The organism is Pectobacterium odoriferum (assembly GCF_009931295.1).
GTDB lineage: Bacteria > Pseudomonadota > Gammaproteobacteria > Enterobacterales > Enterobacteriaceae > Pectobacterium > Pectobacterium odoriferum.
The window spans coordinates 4,089,695-4,110,505 of the sequence record NZ_CP034938.1 but is presented as its reverse complement, the minus strand read 5'-3'; the positions used below and the strand labels follow the sequence as shown (position 1 = coordinate 4,110,505).

Below are 20,811 nucleotides of genomic sequence, written 5' to 3'. Positions count from 1 at the left end.
CGTCATTGTAAGCCTCCCTGCTCGACGATATCCTGCTAATGCCTTTAGGCTGTGGAGCGATCAAAACTTGTCGATCAAAACTTATCGATCATAGTGCGACTGATGATCTCGTTCTGAACTTCCTTACATAACTCAACGAAATAGGCGCTGTAGCCTGCGACACGCACGATCAAATCACGATATTGCTCTGGTGTTTGTTGGGCTTTTCTCAACACCTCATCGTCAACGTAGCTGAACTGCATCTGCCCATTGCCCAAAATCGACGACGTTCTCAATAGGGCGATCAGTCCGTTGCGACCTTCTGGCGTATCCAGCATGCCTTTAAGGAATTTGAAGTTATGCACCATACCGATATTCATGCTTTCGGCGTTCAGCCTGCTGACGGATTTAATGGCGGCAGTGGGGCCTTTGGTATCCGCGCCTTGTGTCGGGCTAATACCATCGGAAAGCGGCATCCACGCCAGTCGGCCGTTAGCACTGGCCGCCGTCAGTTCACCAATTGGCGTGTTGTTTGAGATCGATAACGTGCCGTGGCTAAACGTGGAATAGAGCATTTTGTACTGGCGGCACTCTTTTTCTGTCCATTCGGTGATATCCCGCGCGAGCTGATCGACCACGTGATTATCATTGCCGTATTTCGGCGCATTCAGGCAGTCTCTTCTGAGTTCGTCATTACCTTCAAAATTCGCCAGCAGGCCGTCACGCAGCTGTTCCAACGTGTATTGTCTATCTTCATAAACGAGCTTGCGGATTGCCGCCATGGAGTCTACGTAAGTCGCCAGCCCGGAGAAAATGAGTCCCGGCCCGTGATTGATGACGGCGCCGCCAGCGGCCACATCCTGCCCCTTTTCCATGCAGCCTTCGACAAGCAGCGACATCAGCGGTTTGGGGGCGACATCACGATGTACGCGCTGGCTGATTACGGTGCCAATCGCCGACAGGCGGATAATGTGTGCGATCTGTGTTTTCACCGCACGATCAAACGCTTCGAACGTGTCCAGCGTACTTAACTCACCGGTGTCCAGCCCCTGAACGCGATCGAACAGGATCATTCGGCCACGGTTTAAGACAAACTCAATGGCGATCGGCCACTGGGTATAGCCCGTGGAGGTCCACTGATAAATACGGCCTGATTTTTGCGGTTCGACACAGCCCATCAGGCAGTAGTCGCGGGCATCTTCAAAATCGAAGCCTTTACGCAGCATCATCTTGATGTGGGAATCATCGAAGTGACAGGCCGGAAAGCCCATCCCTGATTTGACGACGTCGACAATTCTCTCCAGATACGCCTGCGGGGATTGATTATGAATACGGCAGGCCAGCGACGGTTGATACACTTTGACGAAACGTACTGCATCCATGATCAGGTAGGTCAGATCGTTACAGGCATCGCCTCCGCTGCGCTTCTGCCCACCGACCGTCAGATTGATAAATGGCTGGTAGCCAGCGAAATATTTCGCGCCGCTTTCACTGGACATCCACATCAGCTCGGCACATTTCAGAATGAACATCTGCATCATTTCCAGCGCCTGCTCACGCGTCAGGCGACCGGATTGAATGTCGGCCTCATACATTGGGTAGCAGTATTGGTCGACGCGCCCCAGTGAAATCCCCGTCTGGTTCTCTTCCACTTCGAACAGTGACTCTAGCGTCCAGATACTTTGCAGCGCTTCCTGCAACGTTTTGGGCGGATGGGCAGGCACGTTCTCGTTGGTTTCAGCAATAGCCAGAAGCTCGGCGCGCCGTGAGGCATCCTCTTCCCGCTCTGCCAGTTCACGTGCGTGCGCCGCGATGCGGCGGGCATAGGCGATGACGCCGTCGCAGGTTTCAATCGCGGCCTTATAAAAATAGATACGGTCGATATTATCCGGCTCGTCCATATCAAGCTGAGCCAGATTCGTCTGCGCGTCGGCCTTGATGCCCTCCATGCCTTTGGTGAACAGCAGCACATCGTAACCGGGGCAGGTGTCGCCGCCGCCATTGATCTGGTGGTAAGAAAGATCGCTGACGAAGGTTTCGCCGCTGAAGGCCCAGACGCCCGCTTCACGGTATTGCGTCTCGCAAATCTCATCCAGCGAGCGGCCTTGCCAAAACGGTATTATCTCGTCACGGATCGTTTTTTTATCTTCTTCTGAAATCTGGAAAGGATCCTGAGGACGGGTACTCATGGTGTCCAGTTCGTCACGCACCCAGCGCCAGGCAATATCGGGAGAGAATGCTCCCGCCCGCGGTCTACCGCAGGGATGCCCTACAATGAGTTCCTCATCCTGAATCAGAATTGGTGCCGTTTCGCAGGCTCTACGGAATGATTTAGCCCGTAACAGAATAGGCGGCAGACCGGGGTTGTGTTTTGCCACCTCGGTGAAGGCCAGTGCGCGATAAATAGAGATACTAGGGCGTGCTTCTAAATAACGATCGCGGAGGCGCTGCATACGTGGCGTAAGCGTTTCTTGCTCTGCTACGTTAGATGATTTTTTAAGACTGTCCCGCGTGGCTATTTTTTCAGTATTCAATATGCTGTTATCAAACGGGAAGTGATTTGTTTTTGGTGCTAACGTGTCATTATCCATACAAAAGTCTCCTGCTGTTATTTTTTCTGATGCAATCAGATCCGATAAGGGAAATACCATGTGCTATGTCTGGGTGACGGAATAGGCAGAAAGCACTTGCCTGAATGTCACTGTATATGAAGGTTTTTTATTTATTTATTAATGATTTAATTTTGTTTGTTTTTTCGTGAAGCTATTTTGTGGTTTTATTACGATAACCGTTTGTTTTTAACAAAACCTCATCATATAGAGAGAGGGTAGGTTGATTGGTTTGTTAATTAATACTTGTTTTTTTAATAATTTCTTATTTCTTTAATGAGTCTTTTTCATACATTTAAAATAGTGTAGCTACTATTTTAAATGCTGATAAAAATAACAGCATTAATAAATTGACTAAGATCAATTCATTCTGTTTTATTATGTAATTGCTTTTGTATTATTTCCTCATTAATTATTTTAAATGTATTCATAATAAATAAAATGGGGCGTGGAATTTATATAGTGCGGGTTGCAAGAGGAAGGAAAATAGGGCTGATAATTCAGGCCAATCTATGCTTAAGAAAATTGGCCTGTAATCGAGGGAGAAAAGAGAGCGTTACAGCGAGGCGCCGCCGCACATCACCAACTGCTGGCCAGTCATGGCTGCGGCAGACGGGGAGAGCAGATAGCCCACCAGATCGGCCACTTCCTGTGGCTGGATGAAGCGCCCAATTGGCGGCAGCTTCGGTGGAGAGCTTTGGCGACCCGGCATGGTCAGCATCGGGGTTTCCGTTGCACCCGGCGCGACGATGTTTACCGTTATGCCGCGTGGAGCCAGTTCTGCCGCCCAGCTTCTTGCCATGCCGATCATCGCGGATTTTGTTGTGACGTACTGGCTGCGTCCTGCTGAACCGCTGGACGTGCGGCTGCCCAGCAGCACAATTCTTCCACCTTGCGGTAGCTTATCGACCAGTCGATCGGCCAGTACCTGCGCGGCGTTAATATGCAAGCGCCACAGCGTTTCGCCGTCTTCCAGCGAAAGTTGACCGAGCGGGGCAGCCTTCATAATGCCCGCGGCATGGATGACGGCATCAACCTGCGTAATCTCGTCCAGCATGGCCGTCAGCGCGGGCGTATCCATGATATCCACCGCGCGGTGGGTAAAATTTGGGTGTGAATAGTCACCCGGCTTGCGTGACAGGCCGGTTACCCGCCAGCCTTCCGCCAGTAATTTTTGTGTGATGGCGGCACCGATCCCTGAGCTGCTACCGGTAATCAGGGCGTGTTTAGGGGCTGTCGCTGACATGAAATACGTCTCCTTAATATTCAACCGTTCTGATACAACCGTTCTTATTGCAACAACGTGACGGGGATTTTAAACACTGCTTTTTTGACCGGTGCGGGGCTGTCGTTAATCGCACACAGCGCCTGATGAGCCTCTCCCGGATAGAAGGTGACGAAGTCGCCTGCCCGCAGGTGGATCTGATGCGGTACCTGAGGATTATCCAGAATATAGAGATCCGGCTTACGTTCAGTTGCGGGCTGACCATGCACATCATTCAGACCGTAACCGATAATCTCCTCGCCTTCCAGAATCAGTTGAATATCGAGATAGTTGCTGTGAAATTCGGTGTGTCGCGTGGCGCGTGGTGCGGTGTTCACGGTGCCTATGTTGTAGAACCATTCGGCGCCTTCCGGTTGATAACGGCCTTCGGGCAGCGCATTCAGTTCAGCCAGTGACATGCCCGGCGCGGACAGAATGGTCCACAGCGCGTCTGGCAGCGTGGCGAGTTTGAGGGCGTTGAGGTTTCCTGCAATCATAATCGAGTCCTGAAACTAGCGGGGGAGAGCCCCCGCTGATAAAGAGAAAAAAGCCGCGTGGTTTAGTTCGCTTTGACCCACTCCTCACTCACCACGACGTGCTTGATCGCCTGTCGGAAGTAGGTGAATGCGACGTGCAGCTTACCGTCCTGCGCTTGCTTGACGCTGGGGTAAGAGAACTCGCGATTCAGCTTCTCCGTGGAGTTATTGGTCATGCAGTAACCGTCGCCCACTTCGATATTACGCTGCCACGGCCAGCTTTTACCGCCGTCTTCCGAAATGGCGAGCGTCATCGGCGCGCGCGGGGCACCCCAGAAGGCGCTACGGCCACCGGCTTGTACTTCCGGCATTTTGGCACCGCTGGCTTTGTCTTCTTCATCCTCGATTTCATCGTACAGCGACAGACGGCGCTCGGTGGCATCGGCGGCGCTCATGTGGTTGAACACCAGCGCCAGATGGCCATTCTCCAGCGTCGTCACCTGAATGGACGAGTTGTTGTTCGGCAAATCGGTCGGCACAGGATCTGACCAGGTTTTACCGCCGTCCGTTGAACGGCTTTGGTAGATGAAATCCGCCCAGCGACTGCGGTACAGCGCTAGCAGCGTGCCGTCCTTCAGCGGGGTGATGTTCATATGCACGCAGCCCGTGCTGTTTGGCACCGGGTATTCCTGCCAGGTTTTCCCCTGATCGCTGGAAATTTTCACGGCGCTGTCGTCATCGTTGCCGACCCATTTCTCACCCAGTTGAACGCGGCAGTAGAACACTGGCAGCAGCCAGTCGCCGTTTTCCAGCACGGTGATAGGCTGGCGGATGAACGTGCCCGGCTGATCGAGCAGCGTGCCGATCTCGCCCCAGGTGGCACCCAAATCGGTGGACTGGCGGTAGCGCACAATCGCGGTGTCCTGATTACCGGATTTCTGCGCGGTGTACAGCAGCCACAGCACGTTGTCCGGCGCGAGGAACAGAACCGGGTTTTGCTCGGAGCGCGTAGCATCTTCAGACAACTTAACGGCGTTACTCCAGCTATCGCTGCCTTTCACCAGACGGGACATATAGATAGAGATATCCGCAATCCCTTCTTGTGTGCCGCCAAACCAGACGCACAGTACATCGCCGTTCGGCAGATGGAGCAGGTTGGCCGCATGATTCTGCGGGCATTCCGATGGAATGTAGGCATCCAGACGCGCGGCATCGCCTTCTGCGTGATGAACTTTTCCGCTACGTTCCACAGTAATGGTTTCGCTACTCATGACTCAGGCTCCTGATTTATTTTCAGTTGGAGAGGTTTTGATTTTGTTCGCTTTGTTCGGAATCATGCGATCGAGCAACATGACAATAGCTGGGGTAACCAACGCGACGTACATGTTATCGATGCCGTATGGGTTGCCGAGAATATACCAAACGGAGGTGACCACGCAGGCGGAGATCAGGCTGGCGTTTGCACCGCGTGCGCTGTTGAAAAATGGCAGGTAGAACGCAATCACCGCGACCACAGAAATCGACAGACGAATGGCGCGAGTAAAGAACGACAGCTTCAGAATTTCAGGAACGAACAGAACGAAGACGAGCGGCGCGAACCCTACGACAAGCGACAGAATTCGGGTCATTTTCATCTCTTTTTCTGGTGTCGGTTTCCAGTAAGGAACGTAGAAGTCCTTAATCAGCAGGGAAACGATAGCCAGTGCCACCATACTCACGCTGATGAAGATAGAAGCAACCAGTGACGTCGTGACCAGACCGGCGAGCCATGGGTTCATGTCTTGCAGGAAGACTGGCATCGCGTACAGGCTGTTGATTTCAGGGTGGGAAAACTTCGCCGCCACACCGATGACCGCGATAGCAAGCGCAATCGGCATGCAGAAGAAGAAGGCAACCCAGGTGGCACGTTTTGCGCTGGTGGCGTCTTTTGTTGATGAAATGGCCTGAATCACGAACTGGGTACAGAAGATAGAACCGATAGTCCCGATCAGCCAGGCGAAGATGGTGCTGGCACCGAGTTTACCGTCCCACGTCCAGTAGTAATCCGGCATTTGTTCAATCATTGGCTTGAAGCCGCCGGTCATTTTCAATGCTACGAACAGAATGATCATCACGCCAGCGTATTTCACGGCGCTGTGGATCAGCGTGATGTAGGCCGTCCCTTTCAAGCCACCGAAATAGTAGTAGAAGGTACTGACGACAGCGGTGATCAACGCGGCGACAGGCAGGGAGACTTTCAACACCGTGGCGATGGCTGCCGCGCCGCTGACGTAGTTGCCCACGTTCACCAGCAACAGCGCATAGATCATGATGATCGAGATAATATTTTTGGTGCTGGTGCCGTATTTCTCAGCAATCGCGCCAGAAATGGTGATCTTCCCAGTGTTATAGATTTTTTTCACCAGAATGATACCAAACAGCGGGAAACCGATGGCGGCGCCAATCACTGACCAGGAGGCGGCAAAGCCGTTCTCAAAGGCAGACTGTGCCGTACCGATGGTGGATTTGGCACCGATGAATTCGGTCATCAGCAGGATACCGACGATAAACGCCGGTAGCGCACGTGACCCTTCCATGAACTCGGTGTTCGATTTACTGCGGAGCTTGTAGGTTAACCATGAGGTGAATGCGATATAAAACACAATCATCCCAACGATTATGAGGGTGTCAGTAAAGTTAAAATGGTTCATATCTTCTCGGCCTATAAGTGGAAATTGATATTTCTCTGTTACTGCGAGAATTGACTAAGTATGTTGCGGATGTTGTCTTCATCCTGTGCGGAAAACTGGATCGGATAGCGGCTGACGCCGACATCTTCACCCATAATCGCCAGCGCTTTTTTCACCACAGCCGGTGAAAATGCGATGGCGTACAGTGTCTTACGCAATTCGGCAACCTGTTCTTGTGCCTGACGGGAGCCTTCGATGTCACCCGCGTTGAAGCGGTGCCAAATTTGGCTGATCGGTTCCGGTGCCACGTTAGCTAGCCCGGAAATACAGGCGGAGCAGCCGTCAACAAAGCCCTGGTGAATGAGCGAGTCTGGGCCATTCAATACGTTAAAACCCTGTACACCTTTCACCGCTTGCACGTAGCCACTCAGGCTTTCATAGCTGCCTGCGCTGTCTTTAATGCCGATGATGTTCGGGTGATCCGCCAGCGTGCGGACGGTTTCCGGTGCCAGCGTATTCCCCGTGCGTGCAGGAATATTGTAGAGAAACACCGGCACAGTCAGCGCATCGGCGACGGTGGTGTAGTGGGCGATCAGTTCTTCCTGTTTGAGTGGGATGAAATACGGGGTGATGACCGAAACGGCATCAACACCCAGCGCGGCGATGCGCTTGCCGAGCTTGATGGTTTCCCGCGTGGAGATTTCACCGATGTGGCCGACAACCGGCACTTTTCCGGCAGCTTCATCAACGCAGGTTTCCGTGACGGCGACTTTCTCATCGGTGTGCAGAACGAAAAACTCACCGTTGGTGCCGTTACAGAAAATACCGTTGCCGTAGCGCATCTGGCGCTGAACCTGAAGACGCATGGCAGCGGGGTTAAATTCGCCCTGGTTATCAAACGGCGTGACGATGGCAGTTAGTACGCCGGTAATATTTTTACTCATTGTTCTTCCTCGTGACACGTAATCAAAAAGATGAAAATTTAAAACCGTTCTACCTAAACCCGTGCGTTTTAAAACAGGGTCAGATAAACCTCACGGACATCGTCGGCGCTGACCTGTGTCGGCACATTTTTCATCAGGCGCTGAACCTGTAACGCGGCATCAACCAGGTACGGCAGGTGGTCTTTTTCCACACCGAGCTGCTGTAAGGTGTTAGGCAGATTGAGTCGTTTAACCAATTCGCTGAAGTAGGTCACCAGCGCCTGCGCTTTTTCCGCTGTACTGAGCGTCAGATCGGCATCCGGCAGCAGGTCATACGCCTGTGCGAATTTGTCCTGTGCGGCGTCCTGCACGAAACGCATGCAAGGGGCGAGCAGGATGGCGTTCGCCACGCCGTGCGGGATGTGGTACTTGCCGCCCAGCGGGTAAGACATGGCGTGAACCAGATGCGTACCGGAGTGGGCGATGGCAGCACCGCCGTAATAGGACGCCCACAGCATGTTCAGCTTGGCTTCCATATTGCTCGGCTCGCGCACGGAGATTTCGAGGTTGGCAAACAGCTTTTTCAGGCCAATCAGCGCGTAGTTGTCGCTCACCGGGTTGGCGATCGTCGAGGTGAAGCACTCGATCAGGTGGCAGAGTGCATCGATACCGGTTGAAGCGGCGATATGCGACGGCATGCTGATCGTCAGCTCCGGCACCAGCGCAACGTAATCCGGCAGCATCACCGGTGTAATAATGCCGACTTTGGTCTCTTTTTCCGGGATCGCCAGAATGGCATTTGGCGTGGCTTCTGAGCCGGTTCCTGCTGTGGTTGGGATAAGCAGGGATGTCGTGCGGCGAGTCGGTTTCTCTCCTGCCAACAGGCTATCCAGCGTGACGGTGTCATCGCCCGCGCACAGCACGGAAAGCAGTTTGGCGACATCCAGTACGCTGCCGCCGCCTACGCCGATGACCAGATCGGTTTGGATTTGATTGAGCTGGCTCAGTATCTGGGCAACGTCGTGCTGGCTCGGCTCGGCAGGAACATGATCAACCAACAGAACCTGCGGAACGGCTTGCTTCACTTGTGCGATCAGCGCCTGAACGTCAGGCAGCCCGACGATGTTTTTGTCGGTGACAAATAAAACGTGCTGTTTCCCTGCCAACAGGTGACTGATGTCCTGAAGTACCCGGTAACCGCTGAGGATAGTGCTATTGATGTTCATGCTTATTACCTTGCCTTTTCTCTTTCGCCATAGCGTTATCGCTATGATGATACTGGTTGTGGTGATGATTAGTTTCAGTCAAATGGCGTAGTTCTCATCACGTGTAAACACCATTTGCCACATTTCGGTGATAATTTATAGGTGAAATTCCTTTTAAATAATTTGATATTGCTCACATATAATCAAATGTGATTCAATATAATCATTGTCAGGTAATCATGAACCGGGGATGAGGTATGTCAAACGTGCCGCAATCAGCAGAACAGGTATTAGTGGTCGCTGATGATTTTACGGGTGCCAATGATGCGGGCGTCGGTCTGGCGCAGCACGGTGCGCGGGTTAGCGTCGTATTTGACGTTAATAAACTGCATGCGGATTTACTGGGCGATGCGGTGGTGATCAACACCGATAGCCGTGCGGCGAGCGAAGAGACCGCATTCCAGCGTACCACCGCAGTGGTTGAAGCATGGTTGGCTGTTGGAGGACAGGGTTGGATCGTTAAGAAAATCGACTCAACGCTGCGTGGGAATCTGGGTGCGGAAGTTACCGCAGCTCTCTTTGCTACGGGGACACCTGTGGCGCTGATTGCCGCCGCGTCACCAACATTGGGGCGCGTGACCCGCAAAGGTGAAGTCTGGGTGAATGGGCGCCTGCTTACCGATACAGAATTTGCCAGCGACCCAAAAACACCGGTGGCTTCGGCGTCTATCGCTACCCGTCTGGCAGAGCAAACCGCTTTATCCGTAGCGGAAATACACCTTGATGAGGTTCGTCAGGCTAATTTAGCCGACCGTTTGCAGCAGTTGGCGGACGAGGGTGTACGTCTGATTATTCTTGATACCGACGAGCAGGACGATCTGACGCATATCGTTCACGCCGCCAGAACGTTGCCATTTCGCCCCTTGCTGGTCGGCTCGGCGGGCCTGAGCGAAGCGCTGGCAAATACGCATAATTTTACGCGTAAGACCGAAAGGCCGCTGCTGGCTGTCGTCGGGTCGATGAGCGATATTGCTCAAAAACAGATTGCGGCCGTCAGACTGCGCAGCGATGTCACGCTGGTTGAGATTGATATCAACGCACTTTTTTCACCCGATTCATCCACCGTCATGGCATCTCAGTGTGAGGACGCGGTGAAGGCGCTGATGAACGGTAATCACTGCATTATTCGTACCTGTCATGACGAAAATCAGCGCTTCGAGCTTGACGCGCGGTGCCAGCAGCTTGGGCTTAGTCGACAGCAGCTTGGCGAAACGATCAGCCACTATCTGGGGGAACTTACGCGCAATAGTGTTCAGGCGCTAGACAGCCTGACGGCGGACAGTGCTAACCGGCGCTTGCTGGGTGGGCTGTATTTATCCGGTGGTGACATTGCAATTGCCGTGTCAACCGCACTGGGCGCGACCGGTTTTCAGATTAAGGGGCAAATTGCTTCCTGTGTGCCCTGGGGATACCTGCTGAACAGCGTTGTCGGCATGACCCCTGTGATGACTAAAGCGGGGGGTTTTGGCAACGAAACTACTTTGCTCGACGTTTTACGTTTTATTGAGGAGAAGGTCAGTGAGTAAAATTATTGCGGTAACGATGGGGGATCCGGCAGGGATTGGACCGGAAATTATTATCAAATCGCTGGCCGAAGGCGAGCTTTCCGGCGCATCCGCCGTGGTGGTGGGCTGCGTACAGACGATGCGACGTATTCTGGCGCTGAATATCGTGCCAGCCGTAGAGTTGAAAATTATTGATAAACCGGCTGACGCGGTCTTCGCGCCGGGCGTCATCAACATGATTGATGAGCCGCTGGAAGATCCTCAGGCGTTGAAGCCTGGCGTTGTTCAGTCGCAGGCGGGCGATTTGGCTTACCGCTGCATCAAGAAAGCGACCGAGCTGGCGATGGCGGGTGAAGTCCATGCGATTGCCACCGCGCCGCTGAATAAAGAAGCGCTGCACTCGGCAGACCACCTCTATCCGGGCCACACCGAACTGCTGGCGAAGCTGACCAACAGCCGTGACTATGCGATGGTGCTGTATACCGATAAGTTGAAGGTGATCCATGTTTCAACGCACATCGCACTGCGTAAGTTTCTGGATACGCTGAACCGCGATCGCGTGGAAACGGTGATCGAGATGGCGGATGTCTTCCTCAAGCGCGTTGGTTTTACTCACCCGCGTATCGCCGTTGCTGGGGTTAACCCGCATGCGGGCGAGAATGGCCTGTTTGGTGATGAAGAGATCACCATCGTGTCGCCATCGGTTGAAGCCATGAAAGCTAAAGGCATTGATGTCTATGGTCCGTGCCCGCCAGATACCGTCTATTTGCAGGCGTATGAAGGCCAGTACGACATGGTGGTGGCGATGTATCACGATCAAGGCCACATTCCGCTTAAGCTGCTGGGCTTCTATGATGGGGTGAATATCACCGCCGGATTGCCGTTCATCCGCACGTCTGCTGACCACGGTACGGCGTTTGATATTGCCTGGACAGGGAAAGCGAAGTCAGAAAGTATGGCGATTTCTATCCAGCTCGCCATGCAACTGGCCTGATTGGCAGTAACCCATCACGGTTGATAGCACGGTTTTTTAAGCTACAGTGCACATTGCAGGATATCTTCCTTCCCGTGTTCGGGAGGGTTTCTGGTATCCTGCAACCAACAATGTAAAATAACGTTATACCCCAAATAATTCGAGTCGCGCAGCCAACGCACAAGCCGCTTGAAGTATTACGGGTATATGACAGTAAGATGGATATCGCCGTGGATCCTACATTAACTGATGCTTTCCGCATGAGCGGGGATAAAGTAAAAGGGCAGAGCCGTCTTGATCAGATTATGGATTACCTGAAAAGCCATAATCTGGTGACGGTAGATGAACTGGTGTCCGTGATCGACGCTTCCCCAGCGACGATTCGTCGTGATTTGATCAAACTGGATGAGCAGGGCGTGATTAGCCGCAGTCATGGCGGCGTGACGCTCAATCGTTTTATCCCTTCCCAGCCGACCACGAATGAGAAATTACATCGTAGTCTTCAAGAAAAGCAGGCGATAGCCCGCTATGCCGCGACGCTGGTTAAACCGGGCAGTGCGGTCGTGCTGGATGCGGGAACGACCATGTTGGAGCTGGCGCGAAACCTGACACATTTGCCGCTGCGCGTGATTACCGCCGATTTGCAAATTGCGCTGTTTCTGTCTGAGTTCAAGCAGATCGAAGTGACGATTATCGGTGGACGTATTGATGACAGCAGTCAGTCCTGCATCGGCGAACATGGCCGCCGTCTGTTACGCAGCATTTACCCCGATATCGCGTTTATCAGCTGCAACTCGTGGAGTCTGGATAAAGGCGTTACCACGCCGACGGAAGAGAAAGCGGGCATAAAACAAGATCTCGGTACGAATGCCAGCCGCCGGATATTGCTGGCCGACAGCAGTAAATACGGTGCGTATTCGTTGTTCTGCGTCACGCCCCTGTCGGAACTCACCGATATCATCACCGACAGCGCGTTAGCACCCGAGGCGCAAACGGAGCTGAAAGGCAAAACGTTCAATCTGACGCTGGTGTAAGTGAAGCGAGGTGCCATCCGTGGCGCTTTCTTTCCTGATCTTCTGTGTGCCGGCTAAATATGCGTATCTACTTCATGCTGGCGGCGAGGGTATCGACGTTGTGCTTAAACGCCGCCGTGTAGGTTGACGCGGGGCCGGATGCATCGGTCAGCGCTTCTGGGTACAGCTCACCGCCGGGCTGCGCACCGCTGGCATTCGCGATTTGTTTCACCAGCCGTCCATCAGTCTGGTTTTCAATGAAGTAGCTTTTGACCTTCTCTTGTTTGATTTGCTTAATCAGCGAGGCCACTTTCTTACTGCTGGCTTCGGATTCGGTAGAGTAGCCCACAGGCGACAGGAATTTCACGCCATAGGCCTGGCTGAAGTAGCCGAACGCGTCATGGCTGGTCAGCACCTTGCGTTTTTCCGGTGGAATAGCGGCAAAGGTTTTCTTCGCGTAGCTATCCAGCTCCTGTAGCTCCTTGATGTAGGCTTCACCTTGTTGACGATAGTAATCGGCATTGGTCGGATCGGCTTTTGCCAGCGCGTTGACGATGTTGTGCGCGTAAACCACACCGTTGCTCATGCTGTTCCAGGCATGGGGATCGGTTTCCGTTTTGCCGTCTTCCACCATCGAGCGTGTTTCAATTCCGTTTGATGCCGTGATGACCTCACCACGGTAGCCGGAGGCGGTGACCAGCCGATCGATCCACCCTTCCAGCCCCAGCCCGTTAACGAAAACCAGATCGGCGTTAGCCAGCGTTTTGCTGTCTTTCGGCGAAGGCTCAAACTCATGAGGATCGCCATTCGGCTTCACCAGATCGGTCACGGTCACGCGATCGCCGCCGATGTGGCTGACCATATCACCAAGTACGGAAAAGCTGGCGACAACATCAAGATTCTTTGCCATCGCCAGTGGGCTAAGCAGTAGGCCGGATAACGCAATAGCTAACAGTGAACGTTTCATTTTTCCCTCACAGACAGTTGCAGATAACGAGATTCATCGATCAACGACGCTGGCGTAACAGCCCACCGTGATGACCAACACAGACCGAGAAACAGAAAAACAGCGTAATCGTCAGAATGATGGCAGGCCCGGCGGGCAACTCGACATAGTAGGACCACAGCAGCCCAATCAGGCTGGCGAGCATCCCTTGCAGCACCGCAATACCGAGCATGGCGGGCAGGCGCTGCGTCCAGAAGCGTGCGCTGGCGGCAGGCAGCATCATCATGCCGACCGTCATCAGCGTGCCTAGCAGTTGGAATCCTGCGACCAAGTTCAACACCACCAGCGACAGAAACAGACCGTGGATTAACGCCCGATAGCGCCCTGAACTGATGCGCAGGAAGGTCACGTCAAACGATTCAATCACCAGCGCCCGATAGAGAGCGGCCAGCACCAACAAAGAAGTCGATCCGATCAGCGCAATGTCGATCAGCGCGGCGCGATCCACCGCCAGAATCGATCCGAACAGTACATGCAGCAGATCGACGCTGGAGCCGCGTAGTGACACTAGCGTGACGCCGAGCGCGAGCGAACCGAGATAAAAACCGGCGAAGCTGGCATCCTCTTTTAATTCCGTGTGGCGAGTGACGAAACCGGAAAGCATGGCGACAGATAGCCCGGCGATAAAACCGCCGATTCCCATTGCTAGCAGCGACATCCCCGAGATGAGGTAGCCGATTGCCACGCCGGGTAAGACCGCGTGCGACAGCGCATCACCAATCAGGCTCATACGCCGCAACAGCAGGAAACAGCCCAGCGGCGCGGCGCTCAGCGTTAACACCAGACAGCCGACCAGCGCACGACGCATAAAGCCGAATTCGGCAAAAGGGGAAGTAATAAGATCAAGTAGCATCATGACGTGACGATCCTGAGCGTTGACGTATCGCTGTCGGCCTTGCGCAGGCTGTGTAATATGGGTTGAGCATCTCCCCAGCGGTGGCCGTCTGGGGTGAGGTGTAAGATAGTCGGGAAGTGCTGCCCGACTACTTCCAGATCGTGCAATACGGCTAGAATGGTGCTGCCTTCGGCGTGAAGCTGTTCGATAATCTGCAAGAGCGTTTGCATGGTCTGGCTATCGATGCCAGTAAAAGGCTCATCCAGCAGAATAATGGGCGCCTGTGTCAGTAGCAGCCGCGCAAAAAGCACACGCTGCAACTGCCCACCGGACAGGACGCCAATATGCCGATCGGCAAAATCCCCCATTGAGACGGCGTCGAGTGCATCAATAGCTTTGCGGTGCCAGTTGGCGTTAATACTCCGCAGCAAGCCGCGATGGGGCAGCGATCCCATGAGCACCAGATCGCGTACGTTAATAGGAAACTGGCGATCGAATTCGGAGAGCTGGGGTAAATAGCCAATAGCATTATTGTTGCTGCCGTTACCGAGGCTGAAGGTGCCGGAAAGTGGTGGCAGCAGACCTGCCAGCGTTTTCAACAGGGTTGATTTTCCTGTGCCGTTCGCGCCGATAATTGCCGTCAGCGATCCCTGATGAAAGCATCCGCTGAGCGTCGCGAGTGGTGGCTGATGACGATAGCCAAAGGCCAGTTCTTGTAGAGCAATCATGGCAACATCACCGCCCACCCAACTAATAGCCACAACAGTACCAACAGCAGGGAAACCAGTAACACGCGCTTGAACGCGGAGAGAGAGTAAAAACTTGTCATTATCATCGGCAAAAGGTTGGATTGTTATATTATAACATATCACTTTTTGGCGATGACGACAGAGGGAATAGGTAAAAAATTATGTAAGCTGATTGGGTTTGGTTGTAAGCGGTTGCTGGGGCGGGAGTGCAATATTTCGTGCGCTTCAAGCACTGTTATCTTCATGCTACGTCGTAGCACGCGCCCGACATAGGGGGCTCAAACGCCAGCCCCCTATGAACCCCGGCTTTTGGCGGAAATTATGCCGCTAACGCGGTGCCTTCGGTGTTCATGACCGCTAATCGAGCCGCCAGTGACGCGTTCCTGACGCGGCACTGGCTTTCGCGGCGTCCATGCCGCTCACTCGGCGTTCATGTTCACCTCAGCATAATTTTTTACGCCGTGAAGAGAAGACCCGTGAGCAATATGAGTTGGCTCAGTTTTATCTTCAGCGTGGCGCACGAAGCCTCCCCCGAAAGAGAAAATCTTATACCGTTAAAAAATTCCCCTTCATATCAACCACAAAGCGGGTGGCTGGCTCGTCATTAATATAACCGGCGAGGATTTTCAGCATCAGGCCGAAGCGGTATTGCAGGCTGTCCGGCGGCAGTGTGGTCGTTGGCGTGTAGGCTGCTAGTAGCGCGCGGTACTGCTTCACCCGTGCAGTTGGAATATCCTGCCAGGCGAGATCGCTGCCGTTGCGCAGGCAATACCAGTCGGTGACCAGCGTGAGCAGGGAAATATCCTGTAACCCTTCGGTGCCTGCAACCGCAGTCGGTTTGCGCTCGGCGGCGTCGGGCAGCGTTTTGGCGCTGAGCGGTTCCTGTTGTTGTGCGATCCACAGTAGATCGGCGCAGTTCAGCGTAGTGATGAGAGGGGATAAATCTTCCGGCCAGTCTTTCACCAGAAAACGCTGGCGTACCAGCAGCGCCAGATGATGGTGTAGGAAGTCGTAATAATCGCGGCTTTTCAGGATGTCGCCCAGCGGTTCACCGGTGCGATCCAACTCTTTCTGATAAAACGGGAACAGATGGTTGAATTGCGGCACGTTGCGCAGCACCAGCGTATCAATGTCCACCCGGTCGTTATGTAGCGTCGCCAGTTTCATAGCGGGCGGATAGGCAGCCAGCGACGGTACCGCCACATTCACCAGCGTCCCCTGTGAACCGCGATACACGCCGGTGTCGTTAACGTGCAGGTGGCCGCTGAAATGCAGGCGAATACCTGCCGCCAGCGCCTGTTCGGCGACCTCTGGCCGCGGCGTGCGTTTAATGAAGCTGTTGCTGCCAAAGAGCTGTTTTTCATCTTCTACCGTGCCGTCGAGAAAATCGACCAGCGGATAGTGCGAGAACACCAGCAGCTTCTTGTTCTGCGCTTTCGCCCGTTGCACTACCGATTTCACCCACGGCAGTATGAACGGCTTTTCCGTCAACAAGGCATTCCAGCCCGTGTCGCTGCTGGTGGAGTAGCCTTTGATCTCCTCACGTTTTTCCGGGCCGTTTTTAACCTGATACACGTTGGCGTCAATGGAAAGCAGCCACAGTCCGGCTTCCGGCTCCACCAGATAGGAGGCGTCCACGATGTTCCACTGTTTGCTGCCGTCAGGCGAACGGGCGAGATACTGGCGCTGGCTAAGTTCATCACTGTCACCAAACGGCGTTTCCCAGTGCAGAAAATCGTCGCGTTTAAAGAAACCAAACGGTTTCATCAGCGGCAGGCCGCGCTCATAGCCGAGCGCCTGCATCTTGGCCGTGACGATCAACGATTTTGCATCACCGAGTTTGACGTCGGATTTACTGCTCAGCATGGTGTTGCTGCCGTCGGCATTGAGCATTCTCTCCGAGGAGTCATCCCCCTGCGGGCGATTAACGTCGTGGTTGCCCGGCGTGGCGAAGAAGCGCATGCCGTGACGCTGCTCATACTGCGTCAGGATGGTGGCAATACCTTCAACGGTAGGCTGTTGCCCATCATCAGAATAATCGCCGGACAGCACGACGTATTTCACCTGCTGTTTTGCCAGTTCGTCGAGCGCGGCCAGCAGCGCAAAGTAGGGTTCGTTGAAGATACGGGTCGAATTCACCGAATCTTTCAGGGTGCGAATGGTCAGCTTCTTTCCCGTCTGCGCATCGGGCAGGCCGTCAAAATCGTAGTGGCCGTAAATATTGTGGACGTGGACATCCGAAATAATGGCAATGCGCAGCGGTTCGGCGGGGGCTGCTGATTCGCCGTTGGCGTGAAAAAAGCCGCCAGCTAACGTAATGGCGCTGCCTGCACCGAGCTTGACGAAGGTTCTGCGAGTAAATGATGTCATTGATGTCTCCGGCATTATGTATTTTTTTATAACGGATGGCTGTATAACGCATAATCATGACAGGCAATCAATCGCGCGCCGTCGAGTGCATCGCCCATCGGAGCCGCGAGTTGGGATTGCCACTCGTCCGGTAGCCACGGGCGAATATGTAAGCCGATGCTGCCCATGAGCGACAGGCGGGGAGGTGTATGGCGTGCCACGGCGGCCAACAGCAGGCCGATTTCGCTAGCCGTTTGCGCCAGTAGCGTGTGAGAAACGGTATCGCCCTGCTGAGCGCAGTCAAATACGTGGCGGGCGAACTGCGCATAGTCGCCCGGTTTCGCCTGCTGACTAAACGTCTGTAGCGCGTCGAGCGTGTTCGCGGCCTGCGCGGGCGTTGCGCGGGCGGAAAAGAAATCGTCGATGCGCTGACTGAGCGCAGATGGCGAGCACCAGCTTTGCAGCACATCATAGGTATGTTGCAACGCCGCCAGCCCAAGCCGTGCGCCACTGCCCTGATCGGAAATCGGGAATTCATGGCCGCCGTAGGCGGTAATCGTCCGGTTTTGCCACGCCAGCCCGCAAGAACCCGTGCCGGCAATCACTACGCCCGCCTCTTTCCCTTGGTTGACTGCCAGACAGGCGCCCAGCGCATCGGTATTGAGTACCTGAGCGGCGTAAGGATGCGGCAGTGCAAGAAAGGCATCATAGGCGGCGCGGTGTTCTGCGCTGGCGAGTGCCAGCCCGACTTTCAGCCGGGATACGTCATCCGGTGACAGTCCGCTGTGCTTCAACGCCTGCGCGATAGCGTCGTCCACCGACTGGCGAACGTTCTCCACGCCGAGTAGCAGATTGGCGCGACCGCCGTGTCCCTGTCCGAGCGGCATGCCGTCAGCCTGATAAATGCGTGCCCGACAGCCTGTACCACCGCCATCTACACCGGCATAGAGCCATGTTGTCATGATGCGCGTGCTCCAGAATCCAGATAGGGAAGGCAGGCAACTGCCAGATCGCCGCTGAGGCTGACGGTTTCAGTCTGCGAGTCCGGCAGGCTGCTGAGCAGCAGGTTCAGCTCGCCCGCGCAGCGGGTCAGCAGTTGCACCGCCAGCGCATCCTGCGGGTGCGCCAGCACAACGCGTCCGAGCGTGCTGTAGTCTGCGGCCTGCGCCTGTTTTGACCAGTCGATAACCCGATCGATATGCTTATCGAAGTGCAGGAACAGCGCTTCACTGAGTGGCGTCAGTGGGGTGATGCCCTCAACGGCCTGAAGCATCTCCTGCACCGCCCACAGCCCCAGCCGCGACAGGCTGGCTGGGTTGCCGATGAGAAAGCTATCGCCGCCGCGACAGGTCAGAAGGCCGTCATGCCAGTGCAGCAGCCGGGTAAAACCGCCGGTGACGAGCAGATAGCGGCTTTGTCCCGGCCAGCGCTGTTCGCACAACGTGCTCTCCTGCGCCCGATCAAAGGGGCGATCGCCATCAATGCCGATCTCCCTCAGTTGCCCTTTCACGGTGCGTTTTTCCGCTGTTGTTGATTGGTCGCGATCGTTTCGTTGAGGCGCTTCACATCGTTTGAGGTCAGGCGCAGATACTCATCAAACGACACCTGATCGTTCAGGTATTGGGTAAAGCGCGTCAGGATGATGGGGTACAGTTCGTTCGCGCCCAGACTTTCCATGCGTTCCCAATCAAAGACGTAAGACGGGATCTTTTTGATCTCTTCACGCGCGGTGTTCAGGCCGTCGATCACGTGCTTATCTTTGGTCTGGTAGTGCAGATCGGCAATATCCGCGCCGACGATGATATTGAAGCGCTCGGCGATCTCACGTTGCAGCGGTTCGCTGCTCAGCCACTCCATGAATTCGGCGACTTCCTGTGGGTGTTTGGTAGTGGTAAATGGCATGATGAAGGTCGCGCCACCCATCGAAATACACTTCTCTTTGCAAGGCGCGGGCAGCACTTTCCAGTCAAAACCGTCGCCAATCTGCTTACTGAATTGGTTCAACAGCCAGTTGCCGGAGAAATAGGTCACGATGTTGCCGTTCACGAAATCGTCCGCCATGCTCTTGTACTGGCCACCGCCTGCCGCACCCCACATTTCACGCGGGAACACGCCTTCGTCCGACCAGCGTTTCAGATCTTTAATCCACTGCTGCGCTGCCGCATCCGGGAAGTTGATCAGCCCGTCTTTATCGTAACGTGCGCCATAGGAATAGGCGGGTCCGGAGAAGCGGAAACCGCTGCGGTCGATGGTGAAGGGGATATGCACGCCGGTTTTTTCCGCGACCCGCTTCGAGGCTTTCATCAAGTCATCAATCGTGTAGCCTGGCTGCGGTAGCGGAACGCCTGCCTGTTCAAACAGCGTCACGTTAACGAACGGCAGATCGGCAGTCCAAGAGGCGACAAAACCCGGCAGCGCATCCGCTTTATGCACGCCTTTCACGCGCATGATCTTTTCGATACCCGCGCTGTAGCGTGTCTCAAATGCAGCGGGATCTTTCAAGTAGGGACGTAAATCCAGCGTATAACCGAGCAGCCCCATTTGCGTGGTTTTAGCAATATCGGGGCCTAAGCCCGCTGCCAACTGCATCGGTAACTGCGTTTGCAGCGCGTTATAGCCAGTGCTGACAAAATTCACATCAATGCGTTCATTACTTTGAGAGAAGGATTTAACTTTCTGCTCCATGAAATGCACTAATTCGGGATCGTCGTCACTATATAAAAATGTTATTTGCGTTTTGGCGGCTAACGCGCTGTTGCCGAATAACCCCAGTGCAAGGGCGGAAAAAAATAACGCGGTGTTGGGACGTATCATAAACATCTCCACATCATAGGTTTGATTAATGGCGCAAATACCCAAGCGTTGGCGACGGGTTTTATGCTCGTCATACTTCAAGTTGCATGTGCGTTGGCCGCGCTCAGTCACCCGAATCACTTACTTATGTAAGCTCATCGGGATTCCTTCTCTTGCCGCCTTCCTGAAACTCGAATTATTTAGAGCATATTTTCTTTTGGCGATTTATTTCATTTTTTATTAATGCAAATTTGCATTCATCTGTCATTTTCATCATGCAATCATGGACAGAACCCTGACTGATTTATGTGAAGCAGGTTAAAGATATTTTAAATGTTGATTTAAATAAAGCATTTTTGTGATATTAATCACATATATAAACGCGATAATCTTATTTATTAAT

16 protein-coding genes and 1 pseudogene are annotated in these 20,811 nt (G+C 53.9%); 3 read left to right on the top strand and 14 right to left on the bottom strand.

Annotated features, from left to right (window positions below):
- Positions 1-74 precede the first annotated feature (74 nt).
- The 7 genes and pseudogenes from cutC to EO763_RS18510 all read right to left on the bottom strand — a co-directional run.
- Positions 75-2,450, bottom strand: a pseudogene (gene cutC / locus EO763_RS18540) (choline trimethylamine-lyase); the annotation flags it as partial.
- Between the two features lie 694 nt (positions 2,451-3,144).
- On the bottom strand, positions 3,145-3,834 hold the full coding sequence (locus EO763_RS18535; RefSeq protein WP_161529835.1) for an SDR family NAD(P)-dependent oxidoreductase: 690 nt from the start codon (positions 3,832-3,834) through the stop codon (positions 3,145-3,147).
- A 44-nt stretch (positions 3,835-3,878) separates the two neighbouring features.
- Entirely contained in the window at positions 3,879-4,349 is a 471-nt protein-coding gene (locus tag EO763_RS18530) for a NanQ anomerase/TabA/YiaL family protein (RefSeq protein WP_138254624.1), read from the bottom strand.
- A gap of 62 nt (positions 4,350-4,411) precedes the next feature.
- Positions 4,412-5,599 carry a sialidase family protein gene (locus tag EO763_RS18525; protein ID WP_161529834.1) on the bottom strand — a complete coding sequence of 396 codons (1,188 nt, stop codon included), beginning with the start codon at positions 5,597-5,599 and terminating at the stop codon, positions 4,412-4,414.
- Positions 5,600-5,602: 3 nt separating this feature from the next.
- Entirely contained in the window at positions 5,603-7,018 is a 1,416-nt protein-coding gene (locus EO763_RS18520; RefSeq protein ID WP_161529833.1) for a sodium:solute symporter family protein, read from the bottom strand.
- A 38-nt stretch (positions 7,019-7,056) separates the two neighbouring features.
- Complete coding sequence (locus EO763_RS18515; protein ID WP_161529832.1) at positions 7,057-7,941, bottom strand: dihydrodipicolinate synthase family protein; 885 nt, start codon at positions 7,939-7,941, stop codon at positions 7,057-7,059.
- A 68-nt stretch (positions 7,942-8,009) separates the two neighbouring features.
- Positions 8,010-9,146 (bottom strand): iron-containing alcohol dehydrogenase, encoded by a 1,137-nt coding sequence (locus EO763_RS18510; protein WP_161529831.1) that lies wholly within the window; start codon positions 9,144-9,146, stop codon positions 8,010-8,012.
- Positions 9,147-9,382: 236 nt separating this feature from the next.
- On the opposite strand from EO763_RS18510, the gene dtnK reads away from it, so the two are divergent.
- The 3 genes from dtnK (at position 9,383) to EO763_RS18495 (ending at position 12,697) form a co-directional block, all read left to right on the top strand.
- Positions 9,383-10,711, top strand: a complete 1,329-nt coding sequence (dtnK, locus tag EO763_RS18505; protein WP_161529830.1) for a D-threonate kinase — start codon at positions 9,383-9,385, stop codon at positions 10,709-10,711.
- The gene (locus tag EO763_RS18500; RefSeq protein ID WP_161529829.1) at positions 10,704-11,684 is read left to right on the top strand and encodes a D-threonate 4-phosphate dehydrogenase; all 981 of its coding nucleotides are present in this window, start codon (positions 10,704-10,706) and stop codon (positions 11,682-11,684) included. Before dtnK ends, EO763_RS18500 begins: the two co-directional genes overlap by 8 nt.
- A gap of 197 nt (positions 11,685-11,881) precedes the next feature.
- On the top strand, positions 11,882-12,697 hold the full coding sequence (locus EO763_RS18495) for a DeoR/GlpR family DNA-binding transcription regulator (protein WP_039490800.1): 816 nt from the start codon (positions 11,882-11,884) through the stop codon (positions 12,695-12,697).
- Between the two features lie 67 nt (positions 12,698-12,764).
- Here EO763_RS18495 and EO763_RS18490 read toward each other — a convergent pair whose 3' ends face one another.
- The 7 genes from EO763_RS18490 to EO763_RS18460 form a co-directional block, all read right to left on the bottom strand.
- Positions 12,765-13,643, bottom strand: coding sequence for a metal ABC transporter substrate-binding protein (locus tag EO763_RS18490; RefSeq protein ID WP_161529828.1), 879 nt, complete (start codon positions 13,641-13,643; stop codon positions 12,765-12,767).
- A gap of 40 nt (positions 13,644-13,683) precedes the next feature.
- Positions 13,684-14,538: a metal ABC transporter permease gene (locus EO763_RS18485; RefSeq protein WP_161529827.1), complete on the bottom strand. Its 855-nt coding sequence runs from the start codon at positions 14,536-14,538 to the stop codon at positions 13,684-13,686.
- A complete protein-coding gene (locus tag EO763_RS18480) occupies positions 14,535-15,245 on the bottom strand; it encodes a metal ABC transporter ATP-binding protein (RefSeq protein ID WP_161530440.1) in 711 nt (236 codons plus the stop codon). The genes EO763_RS18485 and EO763_RS18480 overlap by 4 nt, the downstream gene beginning before the upstream one ends.
- A gap of 567 nt (positions 15,246-15,812) precedes the next feature.
- Complete coding sequence (locus EO763_RS18475) at positions 15,813-17,636, bottom strand: metallophosphoesterase (RefSeq protein WP_161529826.1); 1,824 nt, start codon at positions 17,634-17,636, stop codon at positions 15,813-15,815.
- A 26-nt stretch (positions 17,637-17,662) separates the two neighbouring features.
- On the bottom strand, positions 17,663-18,577 hold the full coding sequence (locus EO763_RS18470) for a glucosamine kinase nucleotide-binding domain-containing protein (RefSeq protein WP_161529825.1): 915 nt from the start codon (positions 18,575-18,577) through the stop codon (positions 17,663-17,665).
- Positions 18,574-19,125 carry a glucosamine kinase gene (locus tag EO763_RS18465; protein ID WP_161529824.1) on the bottom strand — a complete coding sequence of 184 codons (552 nt, stop codon included), beginning with the start codon at positions 19,123-19,125 and terminating at the stop codon, positions 18,574-18,576. The genes EO763_RS18470 and EO763_RS18465 overlap by 4 nt, the downstream gene beginning before the upstream one ends.
- A complete protein-coding gene (locus EO763_RS18460; RefSeq protein WP_161529823.1) occupies positions 19,122-20,429 on the bottom strand; it encodes an ABC transporter substrate-binding protein in 1,308 nt (435 codons plus the stop codon). Before EO763_RS18460 ends, EO763_RS18465 begins: the two co-directional genes overlap by 4 nt.
- Positions 20,430-20,811 lie beyond the last annotated feature (382 nt).

Excerpts from the sequence above, each read along its gene's own strand:
- EO763_RS18535 (WP_161529835.1), bottom strand. The coding sequence starts at position 3,834 with ATGTCAGCGACAGCCCCTAAACACGCCCTGATTACCGGTAGCAGCTCA.
- EO763_RS18530 (WP_138254624.1), bottom strand. The coding sequence starts at position 4,349 with ATGATTGCAGGAAACCTCAACGCCCTCAAACTCGCCACGCTGCCAGAC.
- EO763_RS18525 (WP_161529834.1), bottom strand. The coding sequence starts at position 5,599 with ATGAGTAGCGAAACCATTACTGTGGAACGTAGCGGAAAAGTTCATCAC.
- EO763_RS18520 (WP_161529833.1), bottom strand. The coding sequence starts at position 7,018 with ATGAACCATTTTAACTTTACTGACACCCTCATAATCGTTGGGATGATT.
- EO763_RS18515 (WP_161529832.1), bottom strand. The coding sequence starts at position 7,941 with ATGAGTAAAAATATTACCGGCGTACTAACTGCCATCGTCACGCCGTTT.
- EO763_RS18510 (WP_161529831.1), bottom strand. The coding sequence starts at position 9,146 with ATGAACATCAATAGCACTATCCTCAGCGGTTACCGGGTACTTCAGGAC.
- dtnK (WP_161529830.1), top strand. The coding sequence starts at position 9,383 with ATGTCAAACGTGCCGCAATCAGCAGAACAGGTATTAGTGGTCGCTGAT.
- EO763_RS18495 (WP_039490800.1), top strand. The coding sequence starts at position 11,882 with ATGGATATCGCCGTGGATCCTACATTAACTGATGCTTTCCGCATGAGC.
- EO763_RS18490 (WP_161529828.1), bottom strand. The coding sequence starts at position 13,643 with ATGAAACGTTCACTGTTAGCTATTGCGTTATCCGGCCTACTGCTTAGC.
- EO763_RS18485 (WP_161529827.1), bottom strand. The coding sequence starts at position 14,538 with ATGATGCTACTTGATCTTATTACTTCCCCTTTTGCCGAATTCGGCTTT.
- EO763_RS18480 (WP_161530440.1), bottom strand. The coding sequence starts at position 15,245 with ATGATTGCTCTACAAGAACTGGCCTTTGGCTATCGTCATCAGCCACCA.
- EO763_RS18475 (WP_161529826.1), bottom strand. The coding sequence starts at position 17,636 with ATGACATCATTTACTCGCAGAACCTTCGTCAAGCTCGGTGCAGGCAGC.
- EO763_RS18470 (WP_161529825.1), bottom strand. The coding sequence starts at position 18,577 with ATGACAACATGGCTCTATGCCGGTGTAGATGGCGGTGGTACAGGCTGT.
- EO763_RS18460 (WP_161529823.1), bottom strand. The coding sequence starts at position 20,429 with ATGATACGTCCCAACACCGCGTTATTTTTTTCCGCCCTTGCACTGGGG.